This is a genomic window from Microcoleus sp. A003_D6 (assembly GCF_036702825.1).
GTDB lineage: Bacteria > Cyanobacteriota > Cyanobacteriia > Cyanobacteriales > Microcoleaceae > Microcoleus.
This window is the reverse complement of record NZ_JAUBWA010000018.1, coordinates 1-17,257: the sequence shown is the minus strand read 5'-3', so window position 1 is coordinate 17,257 and position 17,257 is coordinate 1. Positions and strand designations below refer to the sequence as shown.

Sequence of the window (17,257 nt, the reverse complement as noted above, 5' to 3'; positions counted from 1 at the left end):
CGATGTCTCTATTAATAATCCTGATTTTTGGGAAATATGGCGAAAATAGCGATTTTTGGGGGGACTTTTGACCCGGTTCACTGGGGCCATCTGTTGGTGGCCGAGACGGCGGCGAGTCAATTTAATCTCGATCGAGTCATTTGGGTACCCGATCGCTCTCCTCCTCACAAGTGGCGCCCGGATTTGGCAAGTTTTGAGCGGCGGCGGGAAATGCTCGCTCTGGCGATCGGCGATCGCAAGGACTTCGTAATTTCGCCGCCGGAGGCAAATCCCAGAGGCAGTTCTTTTGCGATCGACACCCTGCTGTATTTGCAAAAATTGTATCCAGGCGATCGCTGGTACTGGATTATTGGTAGCGACGCACTCCTGACTCTCCCCAAATGGCACCGGTGCGGCGAAATTGGCGGGTTGTGCGAGTGGTTGGTGGGCCCGCGTCCGAGTCAGCGAGATGGGGAGAGAGGAGAAAGCGGGGAGATTGGGGGAGTGTCCGAGTGGGGAGATTGTCCGGGTGGAAAGCCCATCGATTCCGGGGGAGACAGAATGCAGGTTCAGACAAATGCTGTTGGCTTGCGAGTTGCCGAACAAATGGCTCTTATGGACGTGGAAATTCGCTGGGAGGTGCTGTCCATGCGTGCGATCGAGATTTCGTCGAGCCACATCCGCCGTTGCTGCGCCGAAAGTCGCGACCTCCGCTACTTAGTCCCCGAAGTTGTCCGAACTTATATTGCGATCCATCAGCTTTACCAGTAACCAGCGACAGAAAGCGGAATGCCTTCTGCCTTGCGACTTCTGCCTTCTAGAAAAGTTCGGGTTTTTTTGATAAAGACAAAAAGTTAGAAAGGATCGACCTTTGCGATATGATCTGGTGTCATAAGTCAATTCTTAAATTTTTCCAAAATTTCAGCCTGAGCTAGAGGCTGCCATCATTAGGAGGTACAAGGTGATTAGAGTCGCGATCAATGGTTTTGGACGTATTGGACGCAGTTTTGCGCGCTGCTGGTTGGGCAGAGAAAACAGCCAGCTAGAGTTGGTAGCTATTAATGACACTTCCGATCCGAAAACAAATGCTCACTTGCTGAGATACGATTCCATGATGGGAACGTTGAAGGGTGTGGACATCAGTACGGATGAAAATTCCATTACTCTAAATGGGAAGACAGTTAAATGCGTGAGCGATCGCAACCCGTTAAACTTGCCTTGGAAAGATTGGGGTATTGATCTGATTATTGAAGCGACCGGCGTCTTCGTTGACCAAGCTGGTGCATCGAAGCATATCACTGCCGGCGCTAAAAAAGTGCTAATTACAGCTCCGGGCAAGGGGCCTGAAGTTGGCACCTATGTGATGGGAGTCAACCACCACAACTACAAGCACAGTGACTACACTGTCATCAGCAATGCTAGCTGTACTACTAACTGTCTGGCTCCTGTACTGAAAGTGCTTCACGAAAATTTTGGCATCGTCAAAGGCATGATGACCACTACCCACAGCTATACTGGCGACCAGCGCTTGCTGGATGCCAGCCACCGCGACTTGCGGCGGGCGCGGGCTGCTGCGATGAATATTGTGCCGACTTCTACCGGAGCGGCCCAAGCTGTGGCTTTGGTAATTCCAGAATTGAAGGGTAAGTTAAATGGCATCGCCATGCGCGTGCCGACTCCTAATGTGTCGGTAGTTGATTTTGTGGCTCAGGTAGAGAAAAAGACTTTTGCCGAGCAAGTAAATCAAGTCTTCAAAGAAGCGGCCGAAGGCCCACTGAAGGGGATTTTGGAGTACAACGATTTGCCTTTGGTTTCTTGCGACTATCGCGGAAACGATGCTTCTTCGATCTTGGATTCCAGCTTGACGCTAGTTATGGACGGCGACATGGTGAAGTTGTTGGCTTGGTACGACAATGAGTGGGGCTACAGTCAGCGGGTGGTTGACTTGGCTGAATTGGTCGCCCAAAGGTGGGAAGGTTAGTACCTGAAGGCAGAAGGGATCAGTCATTCGGCAGAAGGTAAAATGCTGATATTTTGTACTTTTGAGTCGATGTCTAACTGACTGGCGATCGCACAGGGGGGCAGAAACCGGGTTTTTTCACCCAAATATTTGGTGGAAACCCTTAATATCGGTGAAAAACCCGGTTTCTTTAGCCTCCGGGCGTAAATCCTGAAATTTGTTTGTAGTAAGCGCTTAAACTTGCTCTGGTAAGTCGTCGGAAAATCCCAAATATTAAAAAGAATAAAAATTACGACAAAAGTTAAAAAACTGGAAAAATAGCAACAGCTACGGTAGAGCTTTGAAAGAAAAATGTGGTATGAAAAAAGCGTTAATTTGTGGTATATCAGGTCAGGATGGAGCTTATTTAGCTAAACTTTTGCTCGATCGAGGTTATGAAGTTTGCGGCACCTCCAGGGACGCCCAAATGTCTAGTTTCGGAAACCTTGCCCGTTTGGGCATCCGAGACAGAGTAAAACTAGAATCCATGTCTCTCAACGATTTTCGCAGCGTTTTGCAGGTACTAGCGAAAATTCAGCCCGACGAAGTGTACAATCTAGCAGGTCAAAGTTCGGTCGGCTTGTCTTTTGAACAACCGGTAGAAACTCTCGAAAGCATTGCCACAGGCACATTAAATCTCTTAGAAGCAATTCGGTTTACAGGCAGAACAATTAAACTTTACAATGCCAGTTCCAGCGAATGTTTTGGGGATACCGGAGGCAGTGCAGCAGATGAAAATACGCCTTTTCGCCCCAGAAGCCCTTACGCGGTGGCGAAAGCAACGGCATTTTGGGAAGTAGCGAATTATCGGGAAGCGTACAATTTGTTTGCGTGTTCTGGTATTCTGTTCAATCACGAGTCGCCTCTGCGGCCGGAGAGGTTCGTCACGCAAAAGATTGTATCTGTTGTGTGCCGAATTGCTGCGGGTAGTTCCGAAAAATTGCATTTGGGCAACATTTCGGTGCAGCGGGACTGGGGTTGGGCGCCGGAATATGTGGAGGCGATGTATTTGATGTTGCAGCAGGATGAACCGGATGATTATGTAATTGCTACTGGTGTAAGTTATCCTTTGGAGGAGTTTGTGCAGACCGCGTTTGTTTCTGCGGGTTTGGATTGGCAGGAACATTTAGTAACTGATGCGAGTCTCTACAGACCAACGGAGATTGCACTTGGGATGGGTAATCCGGGTAAGGCAAAAGAAAAGTTGGGATGGGAGGCGAAGTATAAGATGCCCGATGTGGTGCGGATGATGGTGGAGGCGAGGATGGTTTGATGCAAAAATAGGGGTTAAAAGATGGCAGCAGAATATGCAACGGCTAATGAGTGGTATAAAGCCAATCGCCGACATTTGAAAAAATATCGAGGTGAATGGATTGCCTATACTAATAATGGGATAATTAGTCACGACTCAGATTATGACAAAATGAAGGAAGGAATTTCCCCTGATACACCTAAATTGAGTTATGTGCTTTGTCGCATATTTGAAAGCGAATTTGGAACTGCTGTCCGTTTCCCAGGATTCCACTGTAACTAGAGATTAGTTGATGACATTTCAAAGTGTGAAAAAATGCAAGTAGTTATACTAGCCGGCGGTTTGGGGACTCGTCTGAGAGAAGAAACAGAATTTCGTCCTAAGCCCCTAGTTGATGTGGGCGGGCGACCGATTATTTGGCATATTATGAAGACCTATGCCCATTACGGTTTCCTGGATTTTATTGTGTGTTTGGGCTACAAAGGCAACATGATTAAGGAGTATTTCCGTATCCACTCAATAAATTGGGGTAGGCTACCTTTTGGGAATGATTTTGCGATGTTTGAGACTCGTTAGTAAGCAATTTTTCCCGATTTATTGAGCGGATACGATGGGACTGTAGCTTAAGTTTCCTAATTAATGAGTTGACGATGTATAATTATACTTAATGACTGAGGTAAGTTGACGATGACTCAAATAACTCAAACCAGCCCCAACGAACAAGAGATAATTCTCCAATTAAAGACTCTATCTCCCGCACAACAACGGGTAGTAATTGATTTGATTGGTGCGTTGCAAGTACCCGCTGTCAGCTCGCAGGAAGATCGACCAGAATCAGATAAAAATGCCAATATTAAGATTAATATTACTCAGCTATTAGGCAAAGATGAACTGAATTTTGAATGGGAAGGTCAAGTGATTTATCCCCTAATTTCAGAAGCGATAGCTCGCCAAAAAACAGTAGTTTTATCTTTTAGAAATGTGAAACGAGTTAGTTGGTCATTTATCACTAAGGCGATCGGTCACTTATACGAGCATTTTTCAGAAAGCCAAATACAATCTTGTTTGCAGTTAGTGGATATTACTGAACAAAATTTGGAATTTTTAAATCATGTCATAGAAACCAAAAAAGAGTTTTTAATAAATCCTGAAAAATTTCGTCAACCAATGAGTGATGAACAGCTAGAAGAGTTGCGTCAAAAACAACCTAATAATCCTATGCTAAAAGTAGTGGGTATGTTTAAAAATGATGAAACATTTGATGATATGTTGGCTTATATAGCGGAGTATCGTCGCGAATTAGATGAAGAGTATTTTCGACAGATTGATGCGGAGACAGCGGGAAGTTGATTTTAAGAATATTGGATACAGACCATGTTTCCTTGTTAGAAAGACAAGATACTCTTGTGACCGATAGATTTAGTAGATTACCTGTGGGCGAAACAGCGCTAACTATAATTACTTGGGAAGAACAAATGCGCGGTCGTCTGAATGTAATTAGGCAAGCTACTTCTTCAGAACAAAGAATATCAGGTTATACTAGGCTATTTTATACAATTAGTTTTTTGCAGAATTTTCCCGTGCTTGAATTTGACGCAATTGCGGATAACTATTATTTGGAATTACAGCGTCAAAAGATTAGAGTTGGGACACAGGATTTAAGGATAGCATCGATCGCCCTCTCTTGTCATGCGGTTTTAGTCACGCGCAATCGAAGAGATTTTGCTAAAGTGCCTAATTTAATATTAGAAGATTGGACTGTAGCTTAAATTTTATGGTAAATTAGCGTAGGTCTTCGACATCAAAAGCTCTGTTTTGGCTTAACGGTACAAGGGGACGGGGCGATCGACCTTTCTAGTTTACCCGATCGCGCGTGTTGGTCGATCGCCCTTTGTTCGATCGCGTGGGTGGGGGCGATCGTCTTTGCTCACTTGTATCGATAAATCGTATTGTTGTAAGCTGAATTACCTAGCGCTTGGCAGCAGTGGCTTGTCTATAATACCTAGTTTTTCCGGAACATTCTCAGAGGGGTTGCGGTCTGGTATCATCTGGGAGGCAAGGGCTTTGTGTCGGTGCGGGCGATCGGGCGGGCAAAACTTACCCTACGTAGTAAAATGGGGTGCATTTGCCAGACACTAAAATCTCAGGATTCCACTGTAACTAGAGATTAGTTGATGACATTTCAAAGTGTGAAAAAATGCAAGTAGTTATACTAGCCGGCGGTTTGGGGACTCGTCTCCGAGAAGAAACAGAATTTCGTCCTAAGCCCCTAGTTGATGTGGGCGGGCGGCCGATTATTTGGCATATTATGAAGACCTATGCCCACTACGGTTTCCGGGATTTTATTGTGTGTTTGGGCTATCGCGGCAACATGATTAAGGAGTATTTCCTGAATTATGAAGCGATGAATAATGATTTTACTATTTGCTTGGGCCGCCAAAACCAGATTACCTATCACGAGGAACACCAGGAGCAAGATTTTAAGGTGACACTGGCGGAAACAGGGCCAGACAGCATGACTGGGGGGCGGGTAAAGCGTGTGGAGAAATACATTACTGATGATACCTTTATGGTGACCTACGGTGATGGAGTTGCTGATATCGATATTGGGGCGCTGGTGGATTTTCATAAGTCTCATGGTAAGCTAGCAACTGTTAGCACAGTGCGTCCGGTATCTCGATATGGTATTTTAGATGTGGACAACCAAGGCAAAGTTCTGGAATTCACGGAAAAACCTCAAATTGATGGCTGGGCCAGTGCAGGATTTTTGATACTTCACCGCAGCATATTTGAAGATTTGAGCGGGGATGATTGTTTCTTAGAGCGGGAACCTCTAGAACGGTTAGCGGCTCAGGGACAATTGATGGCTTACCGCCACGAAGGTTTCTTTTTTGCAATGGATACTTACCGCGAGTATAAATATTTGAACGAACTTTGGGATAATGGAGAGGCTCCTTGGAGGGTGTGGGAATGAGTGAGTTTTGGCGCGATCGATCGGTATTGGTGACAGGCTGCACTGGCCTTTTGGGCAACTGGTTAGTGGCTGAGTTGTTGGAAAGAGGAGCCTTGGTAACGGGATTAGTCCGGGACTTAGTGCCGCAATCCCGACTTTATGCTGGAGAGTGGTATAGACAAATTAATATCGTTCGCGGTTGTGTCGAAGATTTGCCAACGGTAGAACGAGCCATCAATGAGTATGAAGTCGATACGGTGTTTCACTTAGCCGCTCAGACAATTGTGGGAGTTGCAAATAGAGAGCCTGTCGCAACTTTTGAAACGAATATTAAAGGTACTTGGAATATTCTAGAAGCTTGTCGTCGCGTCGGTGGTGTGACTCGAATTGTCATAGCATCAAGCGATAAAGCCTATGGAGACCAGCTAGTCTTGCCTTACAGCGAAACAACTTCGCTGCAAGGAGAACACCCTTACGATGTTTCTAAAAGCTGTGCTGATTTAATCAGTCGGGCTTACTACGTCAGTTACGGTTTGCCCGTGTGCATTACTCGCTGTGGCAATTTTTACGGCGGCGGAGACTTGAATTTCAATCGCATTGTTCCGTCTACAATTCGATCGGCATTACGAGACAAGCCGGTAGTCATTCGCAGTGATGGCACTTTTATCCGGGACTATTTCTATGCGAAGGATGGGGTTTTAGCTTATCTCCATTTGGCTGAACAAATGGACAGGAAAGAAATTTTGGGAGAGGCGTTTAATTTCAGTAATGAGCTGCAAATTTCGGTGCGGGGCATGGTAGATCATGTTTTAAGATTGATGGGAAAGAGTTATTTAGAGCCTGTCATATTGAATCGCGCAAAGAATGAAATTAAACATCAGTATCTTTCGGCTGATAAGGCGCGAAAAATGCTCGGCTGGGAATCTAAGTATCCTCTAGAAGAAGGGTTGAAAGAAACAATTGAGTGGTATGAGCAATTTTTGATGAATGAAAGTCCCTGTTTTATCAACGTGTGATTGATGATTCAATGGTATAGTGACCTATTGATTCCCGAACTCATACCTGTACTATCTTATTGATTTGCGATCGCCATGACCCAAGCCACACCGCGCCCAGTTAGTAGTTCAGAGCAAGAGCAAGCGCTTAGAGAGCAAGTTTTTGCTGCCGTTGAAGCATACCATCAGTTTAAGTTTGCCCACAAACAGTTTGTTCCTGGTCAAACTTATGTCCCAGTGTCAGGTAAAGTATTTGACGATCGCGAGTTAGTACAGCTAGTCGATGCGTCGCTAGATTTTTGGCTGACTACTGGGCGCTATGCGACTGAGTTTGAAGAGCGGTTTGCTGAGTGGATGGGAGTCAAGCACTGTCTGCTAGTCAATTCTGGTTCTTCTGCAAACTTATTAGCTTTATCGGCGCTGACTTCACCGAAGTTGGGGGATAAACGGCTGCAACCTGGGAATGAAGTGATTACGGTAGCGGCGGGGTTTCCTACTACTGTAAATCCGATTTTTCAAAATCAGTTAGTTCCAGTGTTTTTAGATGTCAAGTTACCCACTTATGATATCGACACTGACCAGTTAGAGGCTGCTTTTTCATCCCGTACTCGCGCCATTATGGTTGCTCATACCTTGGGTAATCCGTTTAATATTGAGGCGGTAATGGCTTTTGCTGATAAGCATGACCTGTGGGTAATTGAGGATAATTGTGATGCGGTGGGAAGTCTTTATCAAGGAAAGAAAACTGGCACGTTTGGGCATCTATCGACGGCTAGTTTTTACCCAGCCCATCACATGACTATGGGTGAAGGAGGTGCGGTTTTGACCAATGATACTCGTCTGAAGAAGATTGTCGAATCTTTCCGTGACTGGGGTAGGGATTGTTGGTGCCCGCCGGGGGTTGATAATACCTGCGGTAAGCGGTTTGGCTGGCAATTGGGTGATTTACCTTTTGGGTACGATCACAAGTATACTTATTCTCATGTTGGTTATAACTTGAAAATGACCGATATGCAGGCCGCAGTCGGTTGTGCTCAGTTGGATAAATTGCCTGAGTTTGTAGCAAAGCGTCGGCATAATTTTGATTTTTTACATCAGCAGTTGCAAGATTTGCAGGATGTTTTGGTATTGCCGGAAGCTGCACCGAACTCTGAGCCGAGTTGGTTTGGTTTTCTGCTATCAGTTAGGGAGAATGCACCGTTTACCCGTAATGCGTTGGTGCAATATCTGGAAGAAAAGCGGATTGGGACTCGGTTGCTGTTTGGGGGAAATTTGGTGCGTCAGCCTTTATATCAGGGGTTAAAATACCGAGTTGTGGGCGAACTTGGGAATACAGATATGGTCATGCACAGTGCATTTTGGCTGGGTATATTTCCAGGGTTGACGGAAGAAATGCTAATGTATGTAGTATTTATCTTGAGAGGTTTTTGTAGAAGGTCAACCTTATGAAACATCTAATTATTCAAGAAGATTTAGAGAACATACTTGCAGCCAATTTGCCCTGGAATAACTTAGCAGGAAAAACCGTGCTTATTTCAGGAGCAAATGGTTTCTTGCCTGCTTACATAGTAGAAGCTTTACTCTTTTTAAATGAATATACTTCTCAAGAAAAGACTAAAATTATTGCTTTAGTAAGAAACAAAAAAAAATTTTTAAATCGGTTTTCTATGTATCAGGAAAGAAAAGAATTAAACCTGATTGTACAAGATGTTTGTTCACCTATTTTAATTGATAATAAAGTTGATTATATTATTCATGCAGCTAGTCAAGCAAGCCCTAAATATTACGGTAAAGATCCAGTTGGAACATTATCGGCTAATGTAATAGGAACTTACAACTTACTTAACTTGGCAAAAGATAATCCTGTGGAAAATTTTTTATTTTTCAGTAGTGGAGAAGTGTATGGAGAAGTTCAATCGTCTCAAATACCTACCAAAGAAAGCGATTATGGGTATGTAGATCCAACTAAGGTTAGGTCTTGTTATGCTGAAAGTAAACGGATGGGTGAAACAATGTGTGTTTCGTGGTGTCATCAGTATGGTATACCGACTAAAATTGTCCGTCCCTTTCATACCTATGGCCCTGGTATGAGTTTAGATGATGGCAGAGTATATGCTGATTTTATTGCCAATATTGTCAACAATACAGATATCGTGATGAAAAGTGATGGAAGTGCCATCAGAGCATTTTGTTATTTAGCTGATGCTATTCAGGGCTTTTTGACAGTTCTCTTGAAAGGAGAGGATGGACAAGCGTATAATGTCGGAAATGATCGTGGCGAAGCCAGTATTTTGGATTTAGCCAATAGGTTAGTCAGTCTGTTTCCTGAAAAAAGGTTAAAAGTTGTTAAACAAGAGGTGACTCAACCGCCTGGGTATCTGCGAAGTAATATTTTGAGAAATTGTCCAGATATTTCCAAAGTTCGTGGGTTAGGATGGGAACCGACTACATCAGTTGAAGAAGGCTTTCACAGAACAATTAGGAGTTTTTTATGAATTTAAAAAATACAAAAGCTGCTTATATTGCTGGTCAAATCAGTAAACCTCAATATATAGATACGATGTATCAACTCCATCAGCATTTATTTGAGTATGCCGATTTTCTTGCAGATACAGATATTGCTAAAATAGAAATTACTGATGGAGATGTGATAATGACATCCAGAACTACAGGGGTTAAAATACGTTGCGATCAAAAAGATAAAAGACTAGCACCTCTTGAAATTTTGAATTTTAATTTTTACGAAAAAACTGATTCTGATATGATTTTCAAGTTAGTTACAAGTTTGACGAATCAAAAAGAAGAGGAAGTTAGTTTTTTTGATATCGGAGCTAATGTAGGTTGGTACACAATTAACCTAGCCAAAAGTTTTGAAAAAGTTAAGTTCTTTGCTTTTGAGCCTATTCCTATGACTTTTGAAAAATTAAAGGCTAATGTTGACTTGAATCTAGTCAATGTAAACATACACAATTTTGGATTCTCGAATGAAGAAAAAGAATTGAATTTTTATTACTATCCCGAAGGTTCTGGTAATGCTTCCGCAGCAAATCTATCTGAATTAGATAATGTTCAAATAGTTCCTTGCTTTGTGAAAAAGCTGGATGACTTTACTGTTGAAAAATCCCTGAGTGTAGATTTTATCAAATGTGATGTAGAAGGGGCTGAACTATTCGTATATCAAGGCGGTATTCAGTCCCTTAAGAGAAACAAACCTATAATTTTTACAGAAATGTTGAGAAAGTGGTCTAAAAAATTTAATTATCATCCTAATGCTATCATAGATTTACTTTTTGGTATTGGATATCGCTGTTTTACCGCTAAAGAAGATAAACTGGTTGAGTTCTTTAGAATGGATGAAAATACAATGGAAACTAATTTTTTCTTTTTAGATTCGGTTAATCATACTGCTGTGATAGAATCTTTGACGTTGAAAGTCTAAGTTTTGTTTTCTAGCTCTCTCAAAATAAAGGTGGTTATTGTATGAAAATGCGGGTTGCAGACTTTATAACAAATAAGTTGTATGAAGCTGGTGGTGAATATGTGTTCTTGATTACAGGTGGCATGATCATGCACTTGACAGATGCACTTCTTCAGCAGGGAAAACAGAAATTTGTATGCTGTCACCATGAGCAATCAGCAGTTATGGCTGCTGAAGCTTATGGGAGATTTACAGGAAAGCTAGGAGTTGCTTATGTTACAGCCGGGCCAGGGGCATTAAATACATTGACGGGAGTTGTGGGAGCTTATGTTGATTCTTCTCCGTGTATTATTGTCTCCGGTCAATCTAAGGTATCCCAGGCTATTGTTACAGGCCCAAGACAGTTTGCGCTTCAGGGTTTCAACACATTGCCAATATTTGAAAAAGTGACTAAGTATGCCGTCATGCTCGATGACATATCCAAGGTGAAGTATGAAGTTGAAAAATGTATTTATCTTGCAACTTCTCATCGTGTAGGTCCAGTATGGATTGAATGTCCCATCGATATTCAAGGTGCTTACTTTGACCCTGATGAATTTGAAGATTTTACACCTCCCGAATCACAGCAATCAACAAATGACCTCGAAGAAAAGGTCGCTCAAGTTGTCGAAGCTATTCGCCAGAGCAGAAGACCATGTATTCTTGGGGGAGCGGGAATCAGACTGTCTGGTGCTATTGAAGCATTTCACCAATTGGTAGAAAAAACTGGCATTCCAGTAATGACATCAAGACTAGGGATGGATTTAATAGACCACTCCCATCCTCTATTTGTCGGCAGACCAGGTACTTATGGCGATCGCGCGGCTAACTTTACTATTCAAAATTCTGACTTTTTACTAAATATTGGCTGTCGTCTAGGCATCGGTTTGGTGGGTTACGATTTTCAAGACTTTGCGCGTCATGCCAAGAAAATTAGTGTTGATGTTGACGAGCAAGAGCTTACCAAGCCTTCTGTTATACCAGATATAGCAGTTCAGACAGATGCGAAGTTATTTTTAGATTTACTGATTGAAAGATTGGATGATTATCAGTTAGATAATCAGCCGTGGGTAGATCAAACCCAAATTTGGAAGCAAAAGTACCCAGTTGATTTGCCGGAGTATCAAAACGAAAAAGATGGCATAAACTCATATCACTTGATGAGGCGATTATCAGAAGAAGTATCTGAAGATGCAATTTTCTTGGTTGATACAGGTTCTTGTTTTCATGTTTTTGCCCAAGCCTTTCAAGTAAAGTTCGGACAAAGACATATCATCACAGGCGGTCTATCTACAATGGGTTATATGCCTGGATCTGTTGGCGTAGCTGCCGCCAGTGAAGGAAAAGACGTTTTTTGTATTACTGGTGATGGATCGGTTCAGTTTAATATCCAAGAGTTGCAAACAATCACTCAGAACAATCTTCCTATTAAGCTAATTATTTTAAACAATAATGGCTACTTGTTGATTCGACTGACCCAAAATAATTTTCAGGAGGGTCGTTTCATCGGTGTAGATAAAGATAGCGGTGTGAGTTGCCCAGATATGGAAAAGATTGCCTATGCCTATGGAATTAAATTTATCAGGATTTTAGGTCTTGATGATTTGGATGCGAAACTAGCTGAACTCATCAATTATCAGGGTGCCGTAATTTGTGAAGTGATGACTCCGCCCAACCAATTACTGATTCCGAGGGTTGCTTCTAAAAAGTTGGATGACGGTAGAATGATGTCAATGCCTTATGATGATATGTTTCCTTTCCTCCCCCGTGAAGAATACTTAGAAAATTGCGTCCGTGAAAAACTCCTATAGGCTGTGACAATTAAGCTGGGTAGTAAGGAACAGAAAATCGGCAAAAATAGGAGGTAAAAAGATGAGAAAGCTGAAGGTAGCAATACTGGGAAGTGGAAATATCGGTACGGATCTTCTAATTAAGACCTTGAGATCGCCTTTTTTAGAATGCGTTCTCTTCATTGGACGAAACATGGGATCTCCTGGAATGGCAAAGGCAAATAGTCTGGGCGTAAGAATTTCAGACTTGAGCATTGAAGCCATTATTAGAGAACCTGACTGCTGTGATTTGGTTTTTGATGCTACATCAGCTAGAGATCACATCTATCACTGGTCTTTACTAGAAAAGCTAGGTAAGATTGTGATTGATATGACACCTGCCAAAGTTGGAGAGATGTGTGTTCCGGCTGTGAATATCCAAAAATGCAGCTTGTACAAGAATGTTAATATGGTTAGTTGTGGCGGGCAGGCCTCTATCCCTCTGGCTTATCTCATCGGACAGACACAAGAAAATGTTGAGTATATAGAGGTTGTTTCTAGCGTCGCTTCCCGAAGTGCGGGCCCGGCTACTCGTGCTAACATTGATGAATATATTGAAACGACAGAACAGGGAATTAAAAAGTTTTCAGGATGCGATCGCGCCAAAGCCATTCTCATACTCAACCCAGCACAGCCCTGCATTGATATGCAGACTACGGTATTTGCCAAGGTGGAAAACCCTAATGTGGAAAAACTTAAGACTGTTGTTGATGAGATGGTTAGCAATATCCGGTCATATGTTCCCGGATATCAACTCGTGGTACCTCCTGTATTCGAGAATAACCGGATTGTGATTACGGTTAAAGTTCAAGGACTTGGCGATTACCTGCCAAGGTATGCTGGCAATCTGGATATTATTAACTGTGCCGCGATCGCCACTGCCGAAGAATATGCCAAAGAATATATTAGAAATTTAGACTATGATGATTTTGACTCAGTAGAGGAGCCTTATGTCAACTGTATTGATTAGTGACCCCACTCTGCGGGACGGAAATCATGCCGTCCGCCATCAGCTAAATGCAACGCAAGTCGCTCTCTATGCGGCGGCGGCTGATGCGGCTGGTGTCCCAATAGTTGAAGTTGGACATGGTAATGGTCTTGGTGCTTCTTCCCTGCAAGTAGGAGAAAGTCTGATCGGAGATAGAGAAATACTTGAGGTAGCTAGGGAGAATCTGGTCAACTCCAAGTTAAGCATTCATGTTATTCCTGGTTTTGCCACGATTAACAAAGATTTGAAAACCGCCATAGAAATTGGTGTAGATTTGGTAAGAGTTGCGTCTCACTGCACCGAGGCTGATATCACTCAGCGACATATTGGTTATGCTCGTGACAAAGGGAAAGAGGTTTATGGGGTTCTAATGATGAGCCACATGGCATCAAAGGAGCTTTTGGCAGAAGAAGCCTTGAAAATGGAATCTTACGGTGCTGAAGCATTAGTAATTATGGACTCAGCAGGTGCTTACCTTCCGAGTGATGTTACGGAGAGGATAACGGAGTTAGTTAAAAGTTTAACTATTCCAGTGGGTTTTCATGGGCATAATAATCTGGGCATGGCAGTTGCTAATTCAGTAGCGGCTGTGCAGGCGGGAGCCACTATCCTAGATGGTACGGCTCGTGGTTTTGGTGCTGGCTCTGGAAATACTCAACTTGAAGTTTTAGTGGCTGTGTTAGAAAAAATGGGGTTTTCGACAGGCATTGATTTATATAAAATGCTAGATGCAGCCGATATTGCCGAAAAAGAATTAATGCCAGTTATTCCCAGTATCAAATCCCTGAGTGTAGTTAGTGGTTTATCTGGAGTTTTTTCAGGATTTGCCAAGCACGTCGAACGCATTTCTATGGAGTACGGAGTAAATGCGAAGGATGTATTTTTTGAACTTGGTCGTCGGAAGGTAGTAGCCGGTCAGGAAGATTTAATCATTGAGGTAGCGATGAAACTAGCTGCTGAAGGTACGGTGAAGTAATGAGACAAGACTTAATTGACATCATCAAGGAAGATTGCGAGCTGGTGACAAAGGGTGTCTCTGGTGCTTTATCAGCTTTGAAGGGGGAGTGCGTTTTAATTACAGGAGGTACAGGTTTTATTGGGACTTGGCTTACTGAATTAGTTGCCTTTTTAAATGACACTTATAACTTCAACACAAAATTAATTCTTTTGTCAGGTAGAGCTTATAATTTTAGCGCTAAAGCTCCCCACTTGGCAATGAGAAAGGATGTAGTGATTATAGAGCGGGACATCCGCAGTCTGCTGGATATTCCGAGTGATGTTAGTTGGATTATTCATGCTGCTGCTAATCCTGATAATCGCCTTCATGCTTCAGATCCATTAAAAACAATGGATGTCATAGTCAAGGGAACAGAATCCGTTTTAATGGCAGCAACTCGCTTGCCAAATCTACAAAAATTTCTGAACATTAGTTCTGGGTTAGTTTATGGTTCCCAACCTTTGGAACTAGAGACAATTCCTGAGAGCTTTCGCGGGAATTTAGATTTCACTTCTATTAGTTCGGCCTACGCGGAAGCTAAACGTATGGGAGAAACTTTGTGTGCTGTTTATCGAAATCAACATAGGCTACCGATAGTTAATGCTCGTCCTTTTGCATTTATTGGTCCTTATCAACTTTTAGATAGACCTTGGGCAATTAATAACTTTATTCGAGATTGCTTGTTAGGAGGACCAATTCGCATTTTGGGGGATGGCGAAACGGTTAGAAGCTATATGTACCCTAGCGATATGGCTTTTTGGCTTCTGAGTATATTAGTACAGGGAACGGTGGGATTGAGTTATAACGTGGGGAGTCCCGATGGAGTGACGTTAAGGCAATTAGCCGAAAAGATTGCCGATCATTTCCCACTCAGACCTAAGATAATATCCCGTGTTGCAGAAGATAGTAACTCGAATCATTCTAAGTTTGTTCCTGATATTACCCTAGCTCAGAAAACATTAGGTTTGAGCTTGAAGGTTGATATTGATACTGCTATTAAGCGGACTATTATATGGAACCGATATCTGTTGGAGTGATAGGGGGGTTGTTGACTGATAAGAAATTTCCTGTTCCCTATTCCCTATTCTCCAAACAATAAGTTGTGCTTGTCATCACAAGTACGAGAGGGCAGGGCATCTAAAATAGCTTTAATTTTCTGGAAAATTAATTTCCAGTCAACATCATAATTTGTCACAGAAGCTTGCTGACCTTGATCCTGAATTTCAGAGTTAGGTATAAATATGTTAGTTGCACAATTTTCTCGAAATGATGATGTTGAACCCGCTGCATATTGATTCATAATAAAGGTATTTGCATGAATAACCCCTCTTTTGTTAGCAATCCACACTAAGTAGGTTAATCCAGAGCCTAGTGTGGCGATATAACTATCTACAGCATTAGCCCAAACTACAGTTTCATCAGTAGTTCGACCAATCGCACTGTAGATAGGAATATCAGATGGCATAAGGGTTATGATTTGTTCTACAAGTGCTTTATCTGTTGCGATTCCAGACAAAGCACGCTGATCAGGTCTTTCTGGTAAAGACCACCCATCAAAGACAACAGCTAAATTGGGAAAATCAGCATAAAGCTCTTTAATAATGTTAGCTGTTCCTTCTATTTGAGATAACCAGACGCGGTAATGACTGCGAACTTGTATGCAGAGGAGTGGAAAGTGTTTTTTAGCTGACTCCACTTCTTCCAATACATCCAGAGAACATCTCTTGACAGAAAGCTGAGATATCCTTTGAGCTAATTCCTCTGTCACTAAATGTGTGTATCTTAAGCTCACTACTACATAATTATTGGCTGCAACTAGATTCAATAAGTCTAGATAAGAGTAACCACTGGTGTCAATAACCTTTGTTTCAGGTAGATCAAAAAGTTGACAAGGATTAAAATAATCATATTGGCCTACCAAAAACTTATCTATTTTTTTTAACATTCCCTGGTGTTCTAAATTTTGAATAGCCTCTAATTCATTCCACATATAGTGTCCTAGATTTTTATTCCAAGCTGTCATCAGCGCCACCTGTTTTGGTTGGTCGCTATTAATATAAGATTTAACACTTTTCCAAGAAGTAACCATTTCAGCTTTAAGCACATTAATTCTTTCTATATATGATGCTAGAACTTCCCCATATAGAGAATTAGCAACTTTGATAATTAATTCTAAGCTTGGTAAATAAATTATCGTTTTCTCTGCTATCCAACTACCATAAATAACATAGAATGTTTGTTGACCAACAAACCGATAAATAATAACTGGATGATCGCCACACATATGATAAAAACCCACAGATTGATTAGACCTAATGATTTTACCTGTCCAAGGGCAAAGGGAATAAATATAACCTGTTTCTACTAAGCTTTTTTGATAAGTTCTCCCCCAAATTCCGAGCCTATCTAATTCAACCTTTTGTTCATAACCAAAGCTATTTATATATAGTTCTTCTAGGGCTATATTCTCTAAGGACATTAACTTTAAATTTTCCAGAGATAAGCCTGCTTTTTCTATGAACTCACCATCGTGTTGGTTTAAACTCGTAATATCAATAAGTCTATACTGACTACTTTGTTGAAAATATGCTTTAGCGGCATCTAGCTGAATTTCTTTTTGATAAGAGGGGCAAGCTTCATCAATGGTCGCTAGTCCATTTAACCCTATCCAAATTTGCTCATAGATTGGTAGGTCAGTCACTCCTCTCTCAGCGAATTTAAAACAAATCAGAGCCTCATCTAACAGACCCTGTTCTGCCTGATCGATTCCTAGCTGATGGTAAGCTCTAGTTATCGATTCTTGTAAAT

General features: G+C 42.0%; 15 protein-coding genes and 2 pseudogenes. 16 read left to right on the top strand and 1 reads right to left on the bottom strand.

Going from position 1 to position 17,257, the window contains the following annotated elements; genetic code table 11:
• Positions 1-36: 36 nt before the first annotated feature.
• The 16 genes and pseudogenes from nadD to QUB70_RS07515 all read left to right on the top strand — a co-directional run bounded on the left by nadD (position 37) and on the right by QUB70_RS07515 (position 15,486).
• Positions 37-750 carry a nicotinate (nicotinamide) nucleotide adenylyltransferase gene (nadD, locus tag QUB70_RS07590; protein ID WP_332979387.1) on the top strand — a complete coding sequence of 238 codons (714 nt, stop codon included), beginning with the start codon at positions 37-39 and terminating at the stop codon, positions 748-750.
• A gap of 190 nt (positions 751-940) precedes the next feature.
• Positions 941-1,960, top strand: coding sequence for a type I glyceraldehyde-3-phosphate dehydrogenase (locus QUB70_RS07585; protein ID WP_332979386.1), 1,020 nt, complete (start codon positions 941-943; stop codon positions 1,958-1,960).
• Between the two features lie 337 nt (positions 1,961-2,297).
• Positions 2,298-3,251, top strand: coding sequence for a GDP-mannose 4,6-dehydratase (locus tag QUB70_RS07580; RefSeq protein ID WP_332979385.1), 954 nt, complete (start codon positions 2,298-2,300; stop codon positions 3,249-3,251).
• A gap of 21 nt (positions 3,252-3,272) precedes the next feature.
• A complete protein-coding gene (locus QUB70_RS07575; RefSeq protein WP_332979384.1) occupies positions 3,273-3,512 on the top strand; it encodes a DUF5678 domain-containing protein in 240 nt (79 codons plus the stop codon).
• Between the two features lie 33 nt (positions 3,513-3,545).
• Positions 3,546-3,737, top strand: a pseudogene (locus QUB70_RS07570) (sugar phosphate nucleotidyltransferase); the annotation flags it as partial.
• A gap of 180 nt (positions 3,738-3,917) precedes the next feature.
• Positions 3,918-4,580, top strand: a complete 663-nt coding sequence (locus QUB70_RS07565; RefSeq protein ID WP_332979382.1) for an STAS-like domain-containing protein — start codon at positions 3,918-3,920, stop codon at positions 4,578-4,580.
• Positions 4,581-4,591: 11 nt separating this feature from the next.
• Positions 4,592-4,999, top strand: coding sequence for a type II toxin-antitoxin system VapC family toxin (locus QUB70_RS07560; protein WP_332979381.1), 408 nt, complete (start codon positions 4,592-4,594; stop codon positions 4,997-4,999).
• A gap of 428 nt (positions 5,000-5,427) precedes the next feature.
• Positions 5,428-6,204 (top strand): glucose-1-phosphate cytidylyltransferase, encoded by a 777-nt coding sequence (gene rfbF / locus QUB70_RS07555; RefSeq protein ID WP_332979380.1) that lies wholly within the window; start codon positions 5,428-5,430, stop codon positions 6,202-6,204.
• Entirely contained in the window at positions 6,201-7,199 is a 999-nt protein-coding gene (locus QUB70_RS07550; RefSeq protein ID WP_332979379.1) for a GDP-mannose 4,6-dehydratase, read from the top strand. The genes rfbF and QUB70_RS07550 overlap by 4 nt, the downstream gene beginning before the upstream one ends.
• Positions 7,200-7,274: 75 nt before the next feature.
• Positions 7,275-8,627 carry a lipopolysaccharide biosynthesis protein RfbH gene (rfbH, locus tag QUB70_RS07545; protein ID WP_332979378.1) on the top strand — a complete coding sequence of 451 codons (1,353 nt, stop codon included), beginning with the start codon at positions 7,275-7,277 and terminating at the stop codon, positions 8,625-8,627.
• Positions 8,624-9,673, top strand: coding sequence for an NAD-dependent epimerase/dehydratase family protein (locus tag QUB70_RS07540; protein WP_332979376.1), 1,050 nt, complete (start codon positions 8,624-8,626; stop codon positions 9,671-9,673). Before rfbH ends, QUB70_RS07540 begins: the two co-directional genes overlap by 4 nt.
• The gene (locus QUB70_RS07535) at positions 9,670-10,617 is read left to right on the top strand and encodes an FkbM family methyltransferase (RefSeq protein WP_332979374.1); all 948 of its coding nucleotides are present in this window, start codon (positions 9,670-9,672) and stop codon (positions 10,615-10,617) included. The genes QUB70_RS07540 and QUB70_RS07535 overlap by 4 nt, the downstream gene beginning before the upstream one ends.
• 41 nt (positions 10,618-10,658) lie before the next feature.
• On the top strand, positions 10,659-12,446 hold the full coding sequence (locus tag QUB70_RS07530; RefSeq protein WP_332979373.1) for a thiamine pyrophosphate-binding protein: 1,788 nt from the start codon (positions 10,659-10,661) through the stop codon (positions 12,444-12,446).
• Between the two features lie 61 nt (positions 12,447-12,507).
• Entirely contained in the window at positions 12,508-13,434 is a 927-nt protein-coding gene (locus QUB70_RS07525; RefSeq protein ID WP_332979372.1) for an acetaldehyde dehydrogenase (acetylating), read from the top strand.
• Positions 13,415-14,428, top strand: coding sequence for a 4-hydroxy-2-oxovalerate aldolase (gene dmpG, locus QUB70_RS07520; RefSeq protein WP_332979370.1), 1,014 nt, complete (start codon positions 13,415-13,417; stop codon positions 14,426-14,428). Before QUB70_RS07525 ends, dmpG begins: the two co-directional genes overlap by 20 nt.
• Positions 14,428-15,486 carry an NAD-dependent epimerase/dehydratase family protein gene (locus QUB70_RS07515; RefSeq protein ID WP_332979368.1) on the top strand — a complete coding sequence of 353 codons (1,059 nt, stop codon included), beginning with the start codon at positions 14,428-14,430 and terminating at the stop codon, positions 15,484-15,486. Before dmpG ends, QUB70_RS07515 begins: the two co-directional genes overlap by 1 nt.
• 44 nt (positions 15,487-15,530) lie before the next feature.
• Here the strand turns inward: QUB70_RS07515 and QUB70_RS07510 are convergent.
• Positions 15,531-17,257: pseudogene (locus QUB70_RS07510) on the bottom strand (TIGR04372 family glycosyltransferase); the annotation flags it as partial.